The following is a 15,604-nucleotide window of genomic DNA, read 5'->3' as shown; positions in this document are numbered from 1 at the left end:
CTATTGACTCCTTACTTCATTTTCTAGCTGCCTATCGGGAATCGGCAAGTGAATCGTGAATACGGTTCCTTCGTCAGTCTCACTTTTCACCTCAATCCTACCTTCATGCATATCAACAATCTTTTTCACGATGGACAAACCGAGGCCGCTTCCACCGAGAGCACGGTTTCTGGATGGATCCACTTTATAAAAGCGTTCAAATATATGCTCTAAGTGCTCACAACCGATTCCGATACCAGTATCAGCAATTGTCACGATGGCTATCTCGTTCTGCTTACGCAGGTTAACTGTCAATGTTCCTCTATCTGGCGTGAATTTAATGCTATTCGTAATGAGGTTTAACCAGACTTGGTCCAAAAGCTCCTCGTCTGCATACACTTCGAATTCATCTAACGAAATGTCCAATTGAAGGGACTTCGCTAACCATTGAGGCTCACACGAAAGAAGTACTTTCCGAATTTGCTTATCCAATCGATAGGTCTTCAAGTCAAACGGATACCGATCCGACTCCATGGAGGTTAGCTTCAGCAAATTATCACTCAAATGACCAAGACGTAAGCTTTCTGTTTCAATGATATCCAAATAATGATTGCGCTCTTCCGGAGTCAATTCACTTCGCTTCAACACCCTTGCAAAACCACTAATTGAGGCGAGCGGAGATTGGATTTCATGCGAAACATTGGAAATGAATTCTTGACGCATCTCCTCCAGCTCTTTCAGTTCCTCTGCCATATCGTTAATGCCTTCCACAAACTTTTCGAAAGGATGGTTTTTCGCATGATCAAACTGGTGATTCAGTCGAACATCAAAATCACCTGTTGAGATTCGTTTCATGGCATCCATAATGGATGTGAGAAACTCCATACGGCGTGATACACCCGCCAACGAAGTGAGCCAAATTGTGAGGAAAAACAAAAAAATTGTGAGGATAGTTTTAATAAAACCCTCACTAAAATCAGTTAAGTGGAAGTTCAATGCATCTCTAGTGTATGGAAATACGAAGTTCACGACTGCTGAGTAGATAAAAACCAGTACCCAAAACGAGCAAACTACTTTTAGAATGTGAATGGCTTTTTTCATGTGATTGCCTCTAAGCGGTATCCCAAACCACGGACTGTTGTAATTTTTAAATCAGTTTCAAGTGAGGTAGGAAGTCGCTCTCGCAACCGATTAATATGAACGTCAACAGTTCGATCCGTTCCTTCATAGTCATATCCCCATATCGTTTCGATCAACTGCTCTCTCGAGAACGTTTTACCTGGATAACTTGCTAACAAAAAAAGCAATTCAAATTCTTTAAGTGGAAGCTCCAAAATTTCTCCAGCTAGTTCCGCCTCGAACGTTTTTCGATTCATGGAAAGGCTGCCCACGAATACAGTTTGGGAAATGGCGATTCGATAACGTTTTAGTAATGCCTTTACTCGCGCAACTAACTCTATAGGTTCAAAGGGCTTGACGAGGTAGTCGTCTGTTCCTAGTTCGAATCCTTTCACTTTTTGAGTCGTATCGCCTTTCGCAGTAAGCATGAGCAACGGCATGTCATAGGCTTTACGTAACTCACGACACAGCTCCCAGCCATCCATATTCGGCATCATAATGTCCAAGATGACCAAGTCCGCCTTGAATGACTCAAGCTTCGATAACGCTTCGATACCGTCGCATGCAGTGGCCACCTCAAATCCTTCAGGGAGTAAAAAAAGTTTGACGAGCTCCCTCATATGCGGATCATCGTCTACAATTAACACGTTTGCCATAGCTAGACCATCTCCTCTACACACATCGGTTACCTAAATAAGTAATCAGCCTCTGCTAACTAGGCTTATCATAATACACAATTGTAAACTCAGTATAAACTCACTCAAACTTTTCTTCCCTATTCTCGTCTGCCCCCCCACACACAAACATTTCCATTGCATTTCGCCGCATGTAGCAGTAAGATAAGTACATAAGCTGCATTGTTCGTATTCCCATAAAGTTTTAACCTTTAAGCTGTAAAAGGGAGTTTTATATAGGCTGGGAATGACACGCCAATCATTTATGGTTGGACAGGCAGGAACAGTTCTGCGAACACCCACTTTGAGGAGTGGTGGTTTAAAACTTTCTATGTATTGCAATACGGCAAAGGCGGCTTACAAACCGCTTCACACCAATGTTTGAAGCACCGCACCATCCTTCGTGGATGGTGCTTTTTCTTTGTAGTTTTCTTTTTCTCATATTTACACAAATCTACATGCTTGGATAATGAATTGTCATACTGATTCTAGTCAAATTATTGGTTGGATTGTAATACGCGTGTTTACAGTCCGCTTGGAAACGGATTGCTTGATCTCTCTCCAGCAAGTACGATTGCCCACGTACCGTCAATTCCAGTTGCCCATCAAATACAGTAATGTATTCCTCTGTCCCCTCATGATGAGGATCCGCTAATAAATAGCCACCTGGTTCGATTTCAACCATATATATTTCAAACTGCTTGTCATTTTCGAATGGAAAATATGGATACACTTTATATTTCCCATCATTACCCGGCAATTCCAGCAGGTCTTTTTTTGACGTTACCGTTACTTCATTCGTTGTTTCCTTTATCAAAGATGTAAAAGAAACCTTTAATCCATTTGCTATTTTCCACATCGTCGTTATCGATGGTATAGAGTCTCCACGTTCTATTTGACCTAACATTGTTTTACTAACTCCAGTTAATTCCGAAACTTTATCTAAGCTATAGTTGTTAGCTTTTCTATATGCCTTCATATTTTCAGCTACCACTACATGTATTTCCTTCATATTGTACCCTCACTTCCTTATTTACATTATAACGCACATAAAGTACACTATAAAGCACAATACGTTATCATGCATTTTTGTTCACTATAGCATACAAAGAAGAGGGTGGTTATAATGTCACTGTTGTCACTACTGGTTTATGCTTTTGTTGCAAGCTTCACACCAGGTCCCAATAATATTATGTCGTTGTTTTTTGCCAATAAATTTGGATTGAAAAGGACTTATAAATTCTGCTTAGGGGTTGGTCTTGGATTTTTCATTTTACTCATATTCGCCAATTATTTTAGTGTCGCATTAAAAACCGCTTTTCCAGAAGTCGAATTGTTTATGAAATTATTTGGTTGTCTTTATTTACTGTATTTAGCTTATAAAATCATTACGAGTAAACTTGATGAAGAACAACAATTTACTTATCGATACAATAATCTAATCTCCGGTGCTATGTTGCAATTCATCAATCCTAAAGCAACTATATATGCCCTTACAGTCACCTCAACATTCGTGACGCCTTTCTATCATAATTATTTGACTCAGTTTATCTTGGTAATTTTGTTAGCTGTAATTGGATTTTTAGGGACATTCAGCTGGAGTTTGTTTGGAGCATTATTCAAGGAATGGATTGCTACCTATCAGACGGTTTTCAATATCATCATGGCTATGTTACTTCTTTATACGGCGGTCACGATTTTGTTTCACTAAATAGTTGTTCAGCAAAAGTAATCATAAAGAAAACGCACCCCCTACATGTAGGATGCGTTTTAGAATAACAATTCTATTTTATTCACATGAACCATTTTTCTGTATCAATGAAATCTGCCCTGCGTGCATACCGGTATGGTACATGAGACGTCCTACTGCCTCTAAAGGTGAAGAAGAACCCATAGGAGATTTCACTGGTGTTCCCCATTGGTCCTCGGGTAGTTCTTGCATCGCTTGGACTAAATGTGCATTGGAAGCTGCCAGTAACTCCACAAGTTCCTGTAACGATTCTGATGACGTTTGAGCAGGATATTCAGGTTTCGTTTTGCCGAAAAACCACTCAGCAAACATATATTCAACTTCAGCCGTATGATAAAGTAGCCCACGGACGGAAGACTTACCAAGTGTCAGATTAAGATCGGATTCCGGTAATGCTGACGTCGTTTTTGTAAAGCGTTGACGCAGTGCCTCCCAAATTGGGAGTACAGTCGAATAAGACATATAGTAATTCTCCTTTAGGTTAGACTCAGACGTTTGCTTTGTTCTTTTTGTCGACAACTACGTGTGTGAAGACCTCACCTGAGATGTCCGCATCGAAAGCCATTCCAAATCCAACGACATAACGTCCCATTGACGGTGTCAGTTCGAATAGTGAGAAGTCGAGTCCGCGAAGCACATCTAGCAATTTCGAATCAAACTGTGAGTTGAACAACTCAAAAATATCATCGTGTCCTTCGTTTCCAATGTTTTTCGGTGTGCAACGCATGCGCATGCGTTCAGTTGCAAATGGATTTTTCGTCGTAGTCTCATCCGCAATCATCATTGCATCGATCCACTCGCTATTCTCCATATGGTAATAATGTTCAGCAACTTGGCTTATGTAAATGTACAATTTGCCGTCTTTTTTCACAAACGGAGCACAGCTTGTAAATGGTTTTCCTTCTCCGTCTAACATTGAAAGGATAAGACCTTTTCGTGTCTCCATAAATTCCAAATAAGATTTTTTGTATTTTTCTAGATCGATTGCTTTCGCCATGTGACATTCCTCCAGTAAATTAATTATCGTGCTGTCCGTAATAAATGAATACGTGGTTTTCGTTCTGCCTGATTGTACATCACTTCAGAATCCATTCTATACACTTCCCGAATCATCTCGGTTGTCATGACCTGATCAGGTGTCCCACACATCGCCTTCTCACCACTTTGTACGACGATAACTCGATCGCTATAATGGGCAGCTTGGTTCAAATCATGCAGTACCATGATGACAGTCATCCCCATCTCCTCATTTAGTTCACGTACAAGTTCAAGAACCTCGTGCTGATGGGAGATATCTAGGTATGTCGTTGGTTCATCCAAAAGCAGGATTTGTGGTCGCTGTGCGAGTGCCATTGCAATCCATGCGCGCTGAGACTCTCCTCCTGAAAGTGAGGCGACCGTTCGTTCTTGATAATCCGTTAAATGTGTTTTTTCGATTGCCCACTCGATAATATCCCGGTCATCGTTGGTCAGTTTTTCAAACCAACGCTTATGTGGATATCTACCATATGAAACAAGATCGTACACCGTCATATCGCTTGGTGCCTGATTTTTTTGGCTAAGCATACACAACTTACGGGCAATTTGTTTGGGATTCATCGCTTTCATGTTCATCCCATCCAGTTCCACTGAACCAGATTGGTAGGGGATTTGGCGAGAAATAGATTTGAGTAATGTTGACTTTCCTGATCCGTTTGGGCCGATAATCGATACAACTTCTCCTTCTTCTACACTAAATGAGAAATCGTTAATTACCTTTTTCTGTTCATATTGAATGGAAATTGAGTTTACCGTTAACATATTAAAATACACTCCTTCTCATCAAATAAAGAAAATAAGGTCCTCCGATTACCGCCATTAGAATCCCTGCTGGAATTTCAAGCGGTGAAAATAATGTTCGGCCCCCGGTATCCGCTACTAACAATACCAATGCGCCAAGTGCCATACTCATCGGCATCATATACTTATAGTTAGAACCTACTAGAAAACGGGCCATATGCGGAACAATGAGTCCGACAAATCCGATCATACCAATTGCCGCAACTGAAATGGCTGCTAAAAAGACAGCTAAGATTGATAGGAGAATTCGGATACGATGTACGTTTTCACCTAGGTTCGCGGCGACTTGATCGCCCATTCGAATCACATTTGCTTTTCTGATGGCAAAGAAGGATAAAATCCAACCCACGATTGCGTAAGGAAGAATCATGGTGACGACTGAAGTCCCCTTCGCCGCCAAACTACCATTCATCCATTGAACTGCTGATGGCAGACGGTCACTGTAGATAATCGACAGATACCCGACGACTCCACCACATAACGCATTGACCGCGACTCCTGCCAATATGATTGAAATCGGAGAAATTCCATTCCTTCTCCAAGCTAGTGCATAGACAATGGTTGCCGCCAACATACCTCCAATGAGCGCTGCAAGCGGCATGAACTGGGTGTATTCAGGCTTCGCCAACATAATAACTAGGACAAAAACAGCCGCTCCGCTAGTAACTCCAGTAAGACCTGGATCTGCAAGTGGATTTCCCATGACTGCTTGCAAGATTGCACCGGAGATTGCGATATTCGCCCCGATAATCAATGCCAAAATCACACGTGGCAATCGAATGTTAAAAATAATCGTGTCGTTTACGTTTCCAGCTGATGTGTGAAAGAGTGTCTCGAAAATATCAGGTACTGAGATTCGAATACTTCCTAATCCGATCGCGATCACCGCTGCCGCAATTGCTAGAAGAAACGTACTAACAACAATGAGACCGCTTCGTGATTTAGTCATGCCATGCTCGCCTCTCTTCATTCATAAAAATAAGTTGAAATATCGGTAAGCGCCTTTTCTGCGTTTTTAATCGAAGTGACACCAAATACTCCATAATCCAATACTTCTATTTTGTCGTTCTGATAAGCAGAGAGCTTCGTCCACGTATCATTGCTCTCAACTTCTTTTTTGAACGCGTCTTCAGAAGCACCATGATCTCCTGAAGCAAGTACGAGGATGATGTCTGGATCTGCGACAACGACGTCTTCCATATTAATTGGTGAATAGCGGTCTTTCACTTTCAAGACCGACGTGGCAATATTGTCTGCGCCTAATTTTTTCACTAAGCTCCCAACATATGATTCCTCATTCATGACCATGAACGAATCCGCCGTACCGATAACAAGTAATACGCTTGGCAAGTCTTTGCCTTTTCCTTGCTCTACTAATTCGTTCTCTTTTGATACTAATTGGTTAAGGACCTTGTCCATTTCAGCTTTTTTATCGAAGTATGTTCCAAGTGCCTTAAAACTAAGTTTCAAATCATCAAACGAATCCGTTGGCAGGTAAGCTGTAGGAAGATCCATGCCTTCTAAACTTTTATCCAATGTGCTTCGCAATGACTCCGCCCCTAAGATTAAATCCGGCGTTAAACTCGTCACCACTTCAAGATCTGGCTGCATAGGAGATCCGATTTGATCGATCTTTTCAAAATTCGCTGGTAATGGGTTTGTTGAAGTTGGTACGCCAACTGGTGTTACACCAAGTAAATCAAGCATCTCTGCCAAAGGCACAGATGTCGTAATAATTCGTTCTGGTGAACCTTCAGGGAACTCAGCAAGTGCATCTTTTAGTTCCTTTTCATCCACACCGTCAGCCGTTTTGGAATCTGCGTTCTCGACTTGCTCAGTATCACTCGCTACTGGTGTTTCTTTTTTAACTTCTTCTTTCTCTGTTGGACCACAGGCAGTTAATACCGCAAGCACTCCAATTGATAATCCAGTTAAGATCTTTCTCAATTCAGTTCCCCCTAAATATGTATTTGCATGAGATTATGCCATTCTCTTGAAATTTAATTGAGAATGAATTTCAATATCAATGATAACCGTTCTCATTGTTAACTGTCAAACTATTTTTAAATGGCGATTATTTATGTACTTATAGGACATATTCAAACCGTTAAGTAGCAAGAACAATGAATCTTAATTCAATGAATGAGTTACATGAATTTAACTACATAGAATATAGATTTAGTTTGAAGTGAACGCAAAAAAACTGCTATCGTTGTGGAACGATAACAGGTAAATTTCCTATGGGCATTCATCACAATGGATGATTGCGTTAGATTACATAAAGCTCTATTAGTGATTGTTGTGCAAAGACACTTCCGCTTCTTCTAACAACCCACAGGCAAGTAAGCCTTTTAAAATGCCGTCATTTGAACACGTATCAGTTACAAGATCCGCTTTTTCCTTCAACTCAGGAATTGCATTGCCCATCGCGATTCCTGTTCCAACGAATTCAAGCATTTCAAAATCATTCGGTCCATCCCCAAAAGCATAACTATTTTCAATAGGAATATCTAGGTGTTCCATCAATTTACGAATTCCAACCGCTTTTGATGCACCTTTTGGCAGCATGTCCACCGCATTTTCATCCCAGTGAATAAAGACATAGTCCTCTTGATAGCGATCTTTGTAAGACTGCAGATCATCCATATTGCCGTATAACTGAATTTGATGAACAGGTGAATGAGCGAAGATTTCTGCATCCACTTCCGGATACTTCAGCTTCAGTCGACCGAGACTTCCAACAACGAGTGGATGTTCAGCTGCATTTGCGGCGAACACTTCCGAATTGGAGTACGTAATGCCATGTCCATTTTCTTTCGCTAGTGCACTCAGTTCTGTCAGGATTTCCGTGTTCATCGGATTGGAGAATAATTCGTTACATTCATAGACAACATGTTGGCCATTCATCGAAACATAAGAATCGAATTCTAAATCGGTCAGTAATTCCTGGAACATTCTAGGAGCACGTCCTGTACAAATGACGGTAATGATTCCTTTATCACGAAGTGCGTGCAATGCTTCTTTTGTTGACGGCAAGATGGTTTTATCATGACTCATTAATGTACCATCCAAATCAAAAAACACGATTTTTTGTTTGGTCATTTCCATTCCTCCTAGCGAACATGAACTGAATATACGAGCACAATTCAGGGACATGCTTTAAATGATTCAGTCTACTTTCTTCACAATATATTTGTCCTTTAAAGCTTGTTGAAGCGAACTATGTGTTTCAATCGTTGAGAAGTCCAAGCCTAATTGGATAGATGTCTGTGCGATTTCAGGACGAATTCCAGTGATTGTAGACTTAACACCAAGCAAGTTAAGCACTTGAATGACTTCATAAATTTGGTTGGCGACCATGGTATCGATAATCGATACACCAGATAAGTCGATAAATAATTTTAAAATATCTGCTTCCATACATTTAGCAGGAACGACTTCTAAAATTGCTTTCGCACGTTCAGTATCGATATCTCCTACCAATGGTAAAATTCCGATGTTATCGTTAATTTTAATAATAGGAGAACTCAGCTCATCAATTAGACTTTGCTGGGCATTTAAGCGCGTCGTCATTAAGGCGAAGTACATGTCAGAGAAGGCTGTCAGTAATTCGTCAAACGCTAAATGGATCGTCTCTCCCCACTGCAAGACAACCGCAACAGGAACAGGTTCAGGTTGCTGTCCGACAAAACGTTCAATTTGCCGCCAAAACACTTTACGTACACGACTAATGGCATCGACCACTTCAGCTATCGATGTATTCGATGCAATTCGGCTTTTAGCGATCAGTTCCGCCCATTCCGTTTTTTGTTCCTCAAAGTTCCCACTAGGACCTAACAAACTGCTTGCAATCGTACGGTTTGTTAAATTGTTCTGCTCTCTCAACGTTTGCTCAGTGGCTGCACCCGCATCACTTGAGTAGATGGAATGTTGCCCAGAATCACGAAGTGCCAGCCATTCATCTGTTATTGTTTTAATATTGTCCATTAAGTAGATATTTAGTTCCTGATTCCAATCTATCATCGTTTGTTCTACTCCTGTCTCTTACTAGTATGTACATGCTTCCCCTCTATACATCTTACATCAGAATCACATTTTTTGCAGAAAAAACCGGAGAGTCTCCTCTCCGGACTAGTACTTAATTTAGAACTTTGACTTTGACTTTTTTAACTCCCCAGGCCATAGCTGAATCTAAACCAGGGATGAATACATCGATTTTATGTCCTTTAATCGCGCCGCCTGTATCACCAGCAATCGCCTCACCATATCCTTCTACCCATACCCGAGAGCCTAGTGGTATGACAGAAGGGTCTACTGCAATTACTTTTTGGTTCGGGTTCGCACGCAAGTTAATGCCGATTTTCGTCGTACCAGAACAGCCATTGCAATATGCGGTATATGCGGTTGCAGTCATGGTGAGCTCTCTTCCGCTCTGCGCTGAAGCAGGAACCGTGGCAGGAGCAGAAGCCGTTTTAGTCGAAGCCACTTTCTTATTAGCAGGAGCAGTATTCGATTCTTGTTTCGTTACCGGTGCTGCCGCTATAGCCTTTTTCATCTTTTTCATATTCGTTGTTGAACCTGGTGCTTCTAGAGAGACATTCAGTACATCTCCCGGATGAATGAGTTCGCTTGACAGCGCATTCCACTCTATTAATGATTGCAAAGGAACAGAGTGAGCTATCGCAATTCTGTATAGGTTATCTCCAGGTTGCACTTTGTACGTAAGAGGGATTTCCTCTTCTAAAAGCGGGTTATCTGCAATAAGTTCGGATCCAATTGCGGGTTGGAATGGATAGACATCCCGCCCCTCTGTAGCTTCAGATTCAACTACTGAATCTGATTCGTTCGACTCGGCAACAACAGGTCCTGCTAGCAGTACCATTGCCAACAGGAAAACAATTGCTTGTACAATCTTTTTCAAATGAGTTCCTCCTTCAATGATTAAAAATGTGCGCCGCTTTTATCATTCTTTCGACGCTGTTTGTAAGTATTACCACTCTTATACTTTTTAATCATTCATTTGATAAATGAAGAGTTTCTCAATTTGTAAACAAGAAAGTAGCAGACTCCCTGTATTTGGAAGCTGCTACTTTTTTAGTGATTGTTTACTACCATTTCATAGTCTGAAGGGTGCTGGATAAAACCCGCTGAGCATTACTGGTGATTGGCCACCTCGTGATTTCTTTAATCAGTTCTTGACGAGTGCCAAAACCTTTTACAAACCCATTAAGACGGGCTGCGAACGCGGAATCGTCTAACATTTCTGGGATAGGAAACAAATCTTTAATTTGTTCAAATGCCTTCGGATAGCGTTTGAGATAGTATTTTTGATGTCGTGTTTCTGCGAGAGTAAACGATTCAAACGGAGCGATTTCTGTTTCAATCGCTTCTCCTAAAACGGTTTCCATTTCCTTTTTGATGCGCTCAATGTCACGATGTTGCTCCTCACTTCGGTACCGGAGGATCGACAAATATTGTCGTCCTTTATAAGCGTCGCGATTCGGATAATGATTATTCCAGAATACGCGCAGCAACGTTTCATAGGAGACACCGGTTGGATCAAAATCAACTTCCACGGTTTCCGTATGATCTCCCATTTTCCGATACGTTGGATTTTCGGAAGTACCGCCTGCGTATCCCACACGGGTCCTGAGTACACCTGGAATTCCTCCAAACCTAGCTTCTGGTCCCCAAAAGCATCCCATACCAAATAACGCGGTTTCAAATGGGATTTCGTGTAATCCATGTTCTACTTCTACTATCGTTATGGGTTCCATAATTTCACCTCATTTGATTTATTGTACCCATCATGAAGAGTGGGGAATCTCAACATGACATGCGGAATTATTAATGTTTGTTTGTGTTCATACATTGTGTAATTCGTTCATGAACTCGGGAAGGTGCTTATAAATCTAAGTTTCCGCTCATAAACTCTAGAATGTGCTCATAAATCTCGGTTTTCGCTCATAAACTTGGGAATGTGCTCATAAATCTCGGTTTCTGCTCATAAACTTGGGAATGTGCTCATAACACTCGGTTTCCGCTCATAAACTCTGGAATGTGCTCATAAATCTCCGTTTCCGCTCATAAACTCGGCATTGTGCTCATAAATCCTGGTTTCTGCTCATAAACTCGAGATTGTGATCATAAATCTCGGTTTCCGCTCATAAACGTGGGAGTGTGATCATAGATCTCAGTTTCCGCTCATAAACGTGGGAGTGTGATCATAGATCTCAGTTTCCGCTCATAAACTCTGGAATGTGCTCATAATTCTCGGTTTCCGCTCATAAACTCTAGAATGTGCTCATAAATCTCGGTTTCTGCTCATAAACTCTGGAATGTGCTCATAATTCTCGGTTTCCGCTCATAAACTCTGGAATGTGCTCATAAATCTCGGTTTCCGCTCATAAACGTGGGAGTGTGATCATAGATCTCAGTTTCCGCTCATAACCTCTAGAATGTGCTCATAAATCTCGGTTTCCGCTCATAAACGTGGGAGTGTGATCATAGATCTCAGTTTCCGCTCATAAACTCTGGAATGTGCTCATAATTCTCGGTTTCCGCTCATAAACTCTAGAATGTGCTCATAATTCTCGGTTTCCGCTCATAAACTCTAGAATGTGCTCATAATTCTCGGTTTCCGCTCATAAACTCTGGAATGTGCTCATAAATCTTGGTTTCCGCTCATAAACTTGGGAATGTGCTCATAAATCTCGGTTTCTGCTCATAAACTTGGGAATACGCTCATAAACTCGAGATTGTGATCATAAACCCCTCGTGTCCTGATGTACCACCATCCATCAGTTTGCGTTCACGATCACTCCGCTGAGATTGTCCATCTCTCACCGATGGTTCTTAATCACTCACTCAAATTTGTCCGACACTCAGAGGCATTTCTCAGTCACAAGGAAGAGTTTGTCGATAACGGGATACAATTCAAATGAGTTAAGTGATTAATTGGTAGCGCTTCGCTTGTTTTAGGATGGGCTACCACAGCTAACTCGGCCAGATTCTGGGAAGAAACGGCCACGTGGTAGTATAAATTGGCAACCAAACAAATTTCACCATCGTTAAAAGATTACATAGTAGCGCTTCGCTAATTTCATTTCACCAAACAAAAAAACTGCAAGCACGCCAACCTTCGTTGGCACACTCGCAGTTTTTCCTCTTAAAACATTTTCGTCGTCCATGTCTCGCCGTTCCACATTTTGTTCACGACACCCTCATAAAAATCAGGCTCGTGGGAAATGAGCAGGACACTCCCTTTAAACTCGGTTAGTGCGCGCTTTAATTCGGCTTTTGCATCGACATCCAAGTGATTTGTCGGCTCATCCAGCACCAGTAAGTTCGTTTCTTGATTGACCAGTTTACATAACCGAACTTTTGCCCGTTCACCACCACTTAAGACTTTTACTTTACTTTCAATATGTTTTGTCGTCAGACCCACACGTGCAAGAGCTGCGCGCACTTCATACTGTGTAAAGTGAGGGAATTCACTCCAAATTTCTTCCAAGCAAGTCTTATCACTATCTGACTTCATTTCTTGCTCGAAATAACCGATAGCCAAGTGCTCACCACGCTCCACCGATCCTGACAATGCTGGAATTTCTCCGAGTAAACTCTTCAGCAACGTCGTTTTACCAATCCCGTTCGCCCCAGACAGAGCAATTTTTTGACCGCGTTCCATCTCAAGATCCAGTGGACTCGATAACGGTTCATCGTATCCAATTACGAGTTGATTTGTCTTAAACAAATATTTGCTCGGAGTTCGTGCCATCTTAAAGTCAAAGCGAGGTTTCGGTCTTTCAGAATCCAGCTCAATCACTTCCATACGATCCAGCTTTTTCTGCCGTGATTTCGCCATACCACTGGTCGCAGCATTCGCTTTGTTACGTGCCACAAAGTCTTTAAGCCCCGCAATCTCTTTCTGTTGTTTCTTAAATGCCGCTTCCATTTGTTGTTTCTTCATCTCATGCACACGAAGGAATTCATCATAGTCCCCTGCATAACGTGTAATTTCTTGATTTTCCATGTGATAAATTAAGTTCACAACACTATTTAAAAATGGAATATCATGCGAAATGAGGATGAACGCACTTGGATAGTTTTGCAAGTACGTACGTAACCATTCAATATGCTCCACATCCAAATAGTTCGTCGGCTCATCCAATAGCAAAATATCTGGCTTCTCCAACAGCAATTTAGCAAGCAATACTTTCGTACGTTGACCACCACTTAAATCATTTACATCACGGTCCAAACCGAATTCATCCAATCCAAGGCCATTTGCGACTTCTTCTACTTTTGAATCCAAAATATAAAAGTCTTGTCGCTCCAGATCCTCTTGAATTTGACCCGTTTCTTCCAAAATCGATTCCAGTTCGTCCGGGTCTACTTCGGCCATCTTTGCAAACAACTCATTCATTTCACTTTCCATATCGTACAAATATTGAAAAGCGGTACGCAATACATCGCGAATCGTCATCCCCTGCTTGAGTGCAGCGTGCTGATCTAAGTACCCTACTCGAGCACGTTTCGCCCAAGAGACTGTTCCCGCGTCTGGTTCAAGTTTCCGTGTAATAATATTCATAAACGTCGATTTACCTTCTCCGTTTGCACCGACTAGCCCGATATGCTCACCCGCCAACAATCTAAACGACACGTCTTCAAAAATCGCACGGTCTCCAAAACCATGACTCAAGTTTGATACAGTTAATAAACTCATGTTGAACACCTATTCTTTCTTCCCAGATTCAAGTGAAGTGGAAGTTTGGCCAATTCACATCTATTCGCTATCATACTAAAAACAGAGGTTGACCGCCACCTTCTCTATCAAAAAACGCCTCTGCAAAGGAGACGTTTTCCATTTAACCAATTTCATGCCCCGTCACAACAACATATCCGATCAGGAACACGTTCAAGATGATGATGACAACTGTACTCGTCCATGCCAGGATCTTGATCGGCAACGAATTCACGAACTCCCCCATTTTGTTCTTATCACTAGTAAACCTAACAAGCGGAACTACCGCAAAAGGAAGTGCTAAACTCAAGATGACTTGACTCCACAACAGCAACTCTCCTGTACCTTTATCACCTGCAATCCATGTGACGATAAAAGCAGGAATAACGGCGAGTAGGCGAGTAATTAGTCTTCTCAACCAAGGAGTAATCCTTAAATTAATGAACCCCTCCATAACAATCTGACCGCTAATCGTTCCTGTAATGGTAGAATTTTGGCCAGATGCGAGTAATGCCACTGCAAATAACGTACTGGCAATCCCCACTCCAAGAGTTGGACTCAACAAATTATAAGCAGCTTCAATTTCAGAGACATCCAGTTCCGTTCCGTAAAATGCGGCCGCTCCCAAAATAAGGATCGCTGAGTTTATGAGGAACGCAATCGTCAACGAGAACCCCGAATCGATCAGTGAGAACTTAATCGCTTCTTTTTTCCCTTCTTGAGTACGTTCATAATTTCGTGTTTGTACAATAGAAGAGTGCAAATATAGATTGTGCGGCATGACAGTGGCACCCAAAATTCCGAGTGCAATGAACAACATACTCGGATTCGTTACAATCTCTGTCTGCGGGATAAATCCAGCAAACAATGAAGATAATTCTGGTTTAGAGGAAATCACTTCGAACACAAATACGACAAAAATTGTGGCCATTAGCACAATGACAATCGATTCAATAATACGGAAACCTTTCCTCTGTAAATAGAGAAGGAGCAAGACATCCAATGTCGTAATGGCAATACCGACTAATAGCGGAATCCCAAATAGCAGATTCAATGCAATCGCCGAGCCAATTACTTCCGCCAAGTCCGTCGCAATTATGGCTAATTCTGTAATAAACCATAAAAATATCGACATTTTCTTACCAACAGAAGCACTTGTAGCTTGTGCTAAATCTTTTCCCGTTACAATACCGAGTTTTGCAGACAATGACTGCAGAAGCACGGCTATTAAGTTGGAAATTAGAATTACACTAAGCAATAGATAGCCAAAACGTGAACCGCCTGCAATCGAAGTCGCCCAATTACCAGGGTCCACGTATCCTACTGCTACGAGTGAACCAGGCCCAGCGAATGCAATAAGTTTACGCCAAAATCCTTTTTTGTTTCGGACATTAATCGTGCTATTGACTTCTTCCAGACTAACGCCTGTGCTTTCTCGAAGCCATCCATCTTTTTTATCGCCCATAAGTAACCTCCTAACTTTCTTTCCCTTGTGCAACT

The 15,604-nt window shown here is 41.6% G+C and carries 15 protein-coding genes; 1 reads left to right on the top strand and 14 read right to left on the bottom strand.

Annotated features, from left to right (window positions below; translation table 11 throughout):
* The 3 genes from M3197_RS14215 to M3197_RS14200 all read right to left on the bottom strand — a co-directional run bounded on the left by M3197_RS14215 (position 1) and on the right by M3197_RS14200 (position 2,784).
* Positions 1 to 1,080 carry a sensor histidine kinase gene (locus tag M3197_RS14215; RefSeq protein ID WP_251662242.1) on the bottom strand — a complete coding sequence of 360 codons (1,080 nt, stop codon included), beginning with the start codon at positions 1,078 to 1,080 and terminating at the stop codon, positions 1 to 3.
* Complete coding sequence (locus M3197_RS14210) at positions 1,077 to 1,754, bottom strand: response regulator transcription factor (RefSeq protein WP_251662241.1); 678 nt, start codon at positions 1,752 to 1,754, stop codon at positions 1,077 to 1,079. Before M3197_RS14210 ends, M3197_RS14215 begins: the two co-directional genes overlap by 4 nt.
* Before the next feature lie 472 nt (positions 1,755 to 2,226).
* Positions 2,227 to 2,784, bottom strand: coding sequence for a helix-turn-helix domain-containing protein (locus M3197_RS14200; RefSeq protein ID WP_251662240.1), 558 nt, complete (start codon positions 2,782 to 2,784; stop codon positions 2,227 to 2,229).
* A 114-nt stretch (positions 2,785 to 2,898) separates the two neighbouring features.
* On the opposite strand from M3197_RS14200, the gene M3197_RS14195 reads away from it, so the two are divergent.
* Positions 2,899 to 3,483 carry a LysE family translocator gene (locus tag M3197_RS14195; RefSeq protein ID WP_251662239.1) on the top strand — a complete coding sequence of 195 codons (585 nt, stop codon included), beginning with the start codon at positions 2,899 to 2,901 and terminating at the stop codon, positions 3,481 to 3,483.
* 78 nt (positions 3,484 to 3,561) lie between these two features.
* Here the strand turns inward: M3197_RS14195 and M3197_RS14190 are convergent, their stop codons facing one another.
* The 11 genes from M3197_RS14190 to M3197_RS14140 form a co-directional block, all read right to left on the bottom strand.
* Positions 3,562 to 3,984, bottom strand: a complete 423-nt coding sequence (locus M3197_RS14190; RefSeq protein WP_251662238.1) for a DinB family protein — start codon at positions 3,982 to 3,984, stop codon at positions 3,562 to 3,564.
* Between the two features lie 25 nt (positions 3,985 to 4,009).
* Positions 4,010 to 4,519, bottom strand: coding sequence for a PNPOx family protein (locus M3197_RS14185; protein ID WP_025783879.1), 510 nt, complete (start codon positions 4,517 to 4,519; stop codon positions 4,010 to 4,012).
* A 23-nt stretch (positions 4,520 to 4,542) separates the two neighbouring features.
* A complete protein-coding gene (locus M3197_RS14180) occupies positions 4,543 to 5,322 on the bottom strand; it encodes an ABC transporter ATP-binding protein (RefSeq protein WP_251662237.1) in 780 nt (259 codons plus the stop codon).
* A gap of 1 nt (position 5,323) precedes the next feature.
* Positions 5,324 to 6,310 carry a FecCD family ABC transporter permease gene (locus tag M3197_RS14175; RefSeq protein ID WP_251662236.1) on the bottom strand — a complete coding sequence of 329 codons (987 nt, stop codon included), beginning with the start codon at positions 6,308 to 6,310 and terminating at the stop codon, positions 5,324 to 5,326.
* A 17-nt stretch (positions 6,311 to 6,327) separates the two neighbouring features.
* A complete protein-coding gene (locus tag M3197_RS14170; protein ID WP_251662235.1) occupies positions 6,328 to 7,308 on the bottom strand; it encodes an ABC transporter substrate-binding protein in 981 nt (326 codons plus the stop codon).
* Positions 7,309 to 7,650: 342 nt separating this feature from the next.
* Positions 7,651 to 8,463, bottom strand: a complete 813-nt coding sequence (locus tag M3197_RS14165; protein WP_251662234.1) for a Cof-type HAD-IIB family hydrolase — start codon at positions 8,461 to 8,463, stop codon at positions 7,651 to 7,653.
* A gap of 66 nt (positions 8,464 to 8,529) precedes the next feature.
* Positions 8,530 to 9,384, bottom strand: a complete 855-nt coding sequence (locus tag M3197_RS14160; RefSeq protein ID WP_251662233.1) for an STAS domain-containing protein — start codon at positions 9,382 to 9,384, stop codon at positions 8,530 to 8,532.
* 115 nt (positions 9,385 to 9,499) lie between these two features.
* Positions 9,500 to 10,282, bottom strand: a complete 783-nt coding sequence (locus tag M3197_RS14155) for a 3D domain-containing protein (protein WP_251662232.1) — start codon at positions 10,280 to 10,282, stop codon at positions 9,500 to 9,502.
* A gap of 187 nt (positions 10,283 to 10,469) precedes the next feature.
* The gene (gene msrA, locus M3197_RS14150) at positions 10,470 to 11,138 is read right to left on the bottom strand and encodes a peptide-methionine (S)-S-oxide reductase MsrA (RefSeq protein WP_251662231.1); all 669 of its coding nucleotides are present in this window, start codon (positions 11,136 to 11,138) and stop codon (positions 10,470 to 10,472) included.
* Between the two features lie 1,391 nt (positions 11,139 to 12,529).
* A complete protein-coding gene (locus M3197_RS14145) occupies positions 12,530 to 14,086 on the bottom strand; it encodes an ABC-F family ATP-binding cassette domain-containing protein (protein ID WP_251662230.1) in 1,557 nt (518 codons plus the stop codon).
* Positions 14,087 to 14,228: 142 nt separating this feature from the next.
* On the bottom strand, positions 14,229 to 15,569 hold the full coding sequence (locus M3197_RS14140; protein WP_251662229.1) for an Nramp family divalent metal transporter: 1,341 nt from the start codon (positions 15,567 to 15,569) through the stop codon (positions 14,229 to 14,231).
* Between the last annotated feature and the right edge of the window lie 35 nt (positions 15,570 to 15,604).

This window comes from Sporosarcina aquimarina (assembly GCF_023715615.1).
In the GTDB taxonomy this organism is placed as follows: domain Bacteria; phylum Bacillota; class Bacilli; order Bacillales_A; family Planococcaceae; genus Sporosarcina; species Sporosarcina aquimarina_A.
The sequence above is the reverse complement of the archived record's forward strand: the minus strand, read 5'-3'. Positions and strand labels throughout refer to the sequence as shown.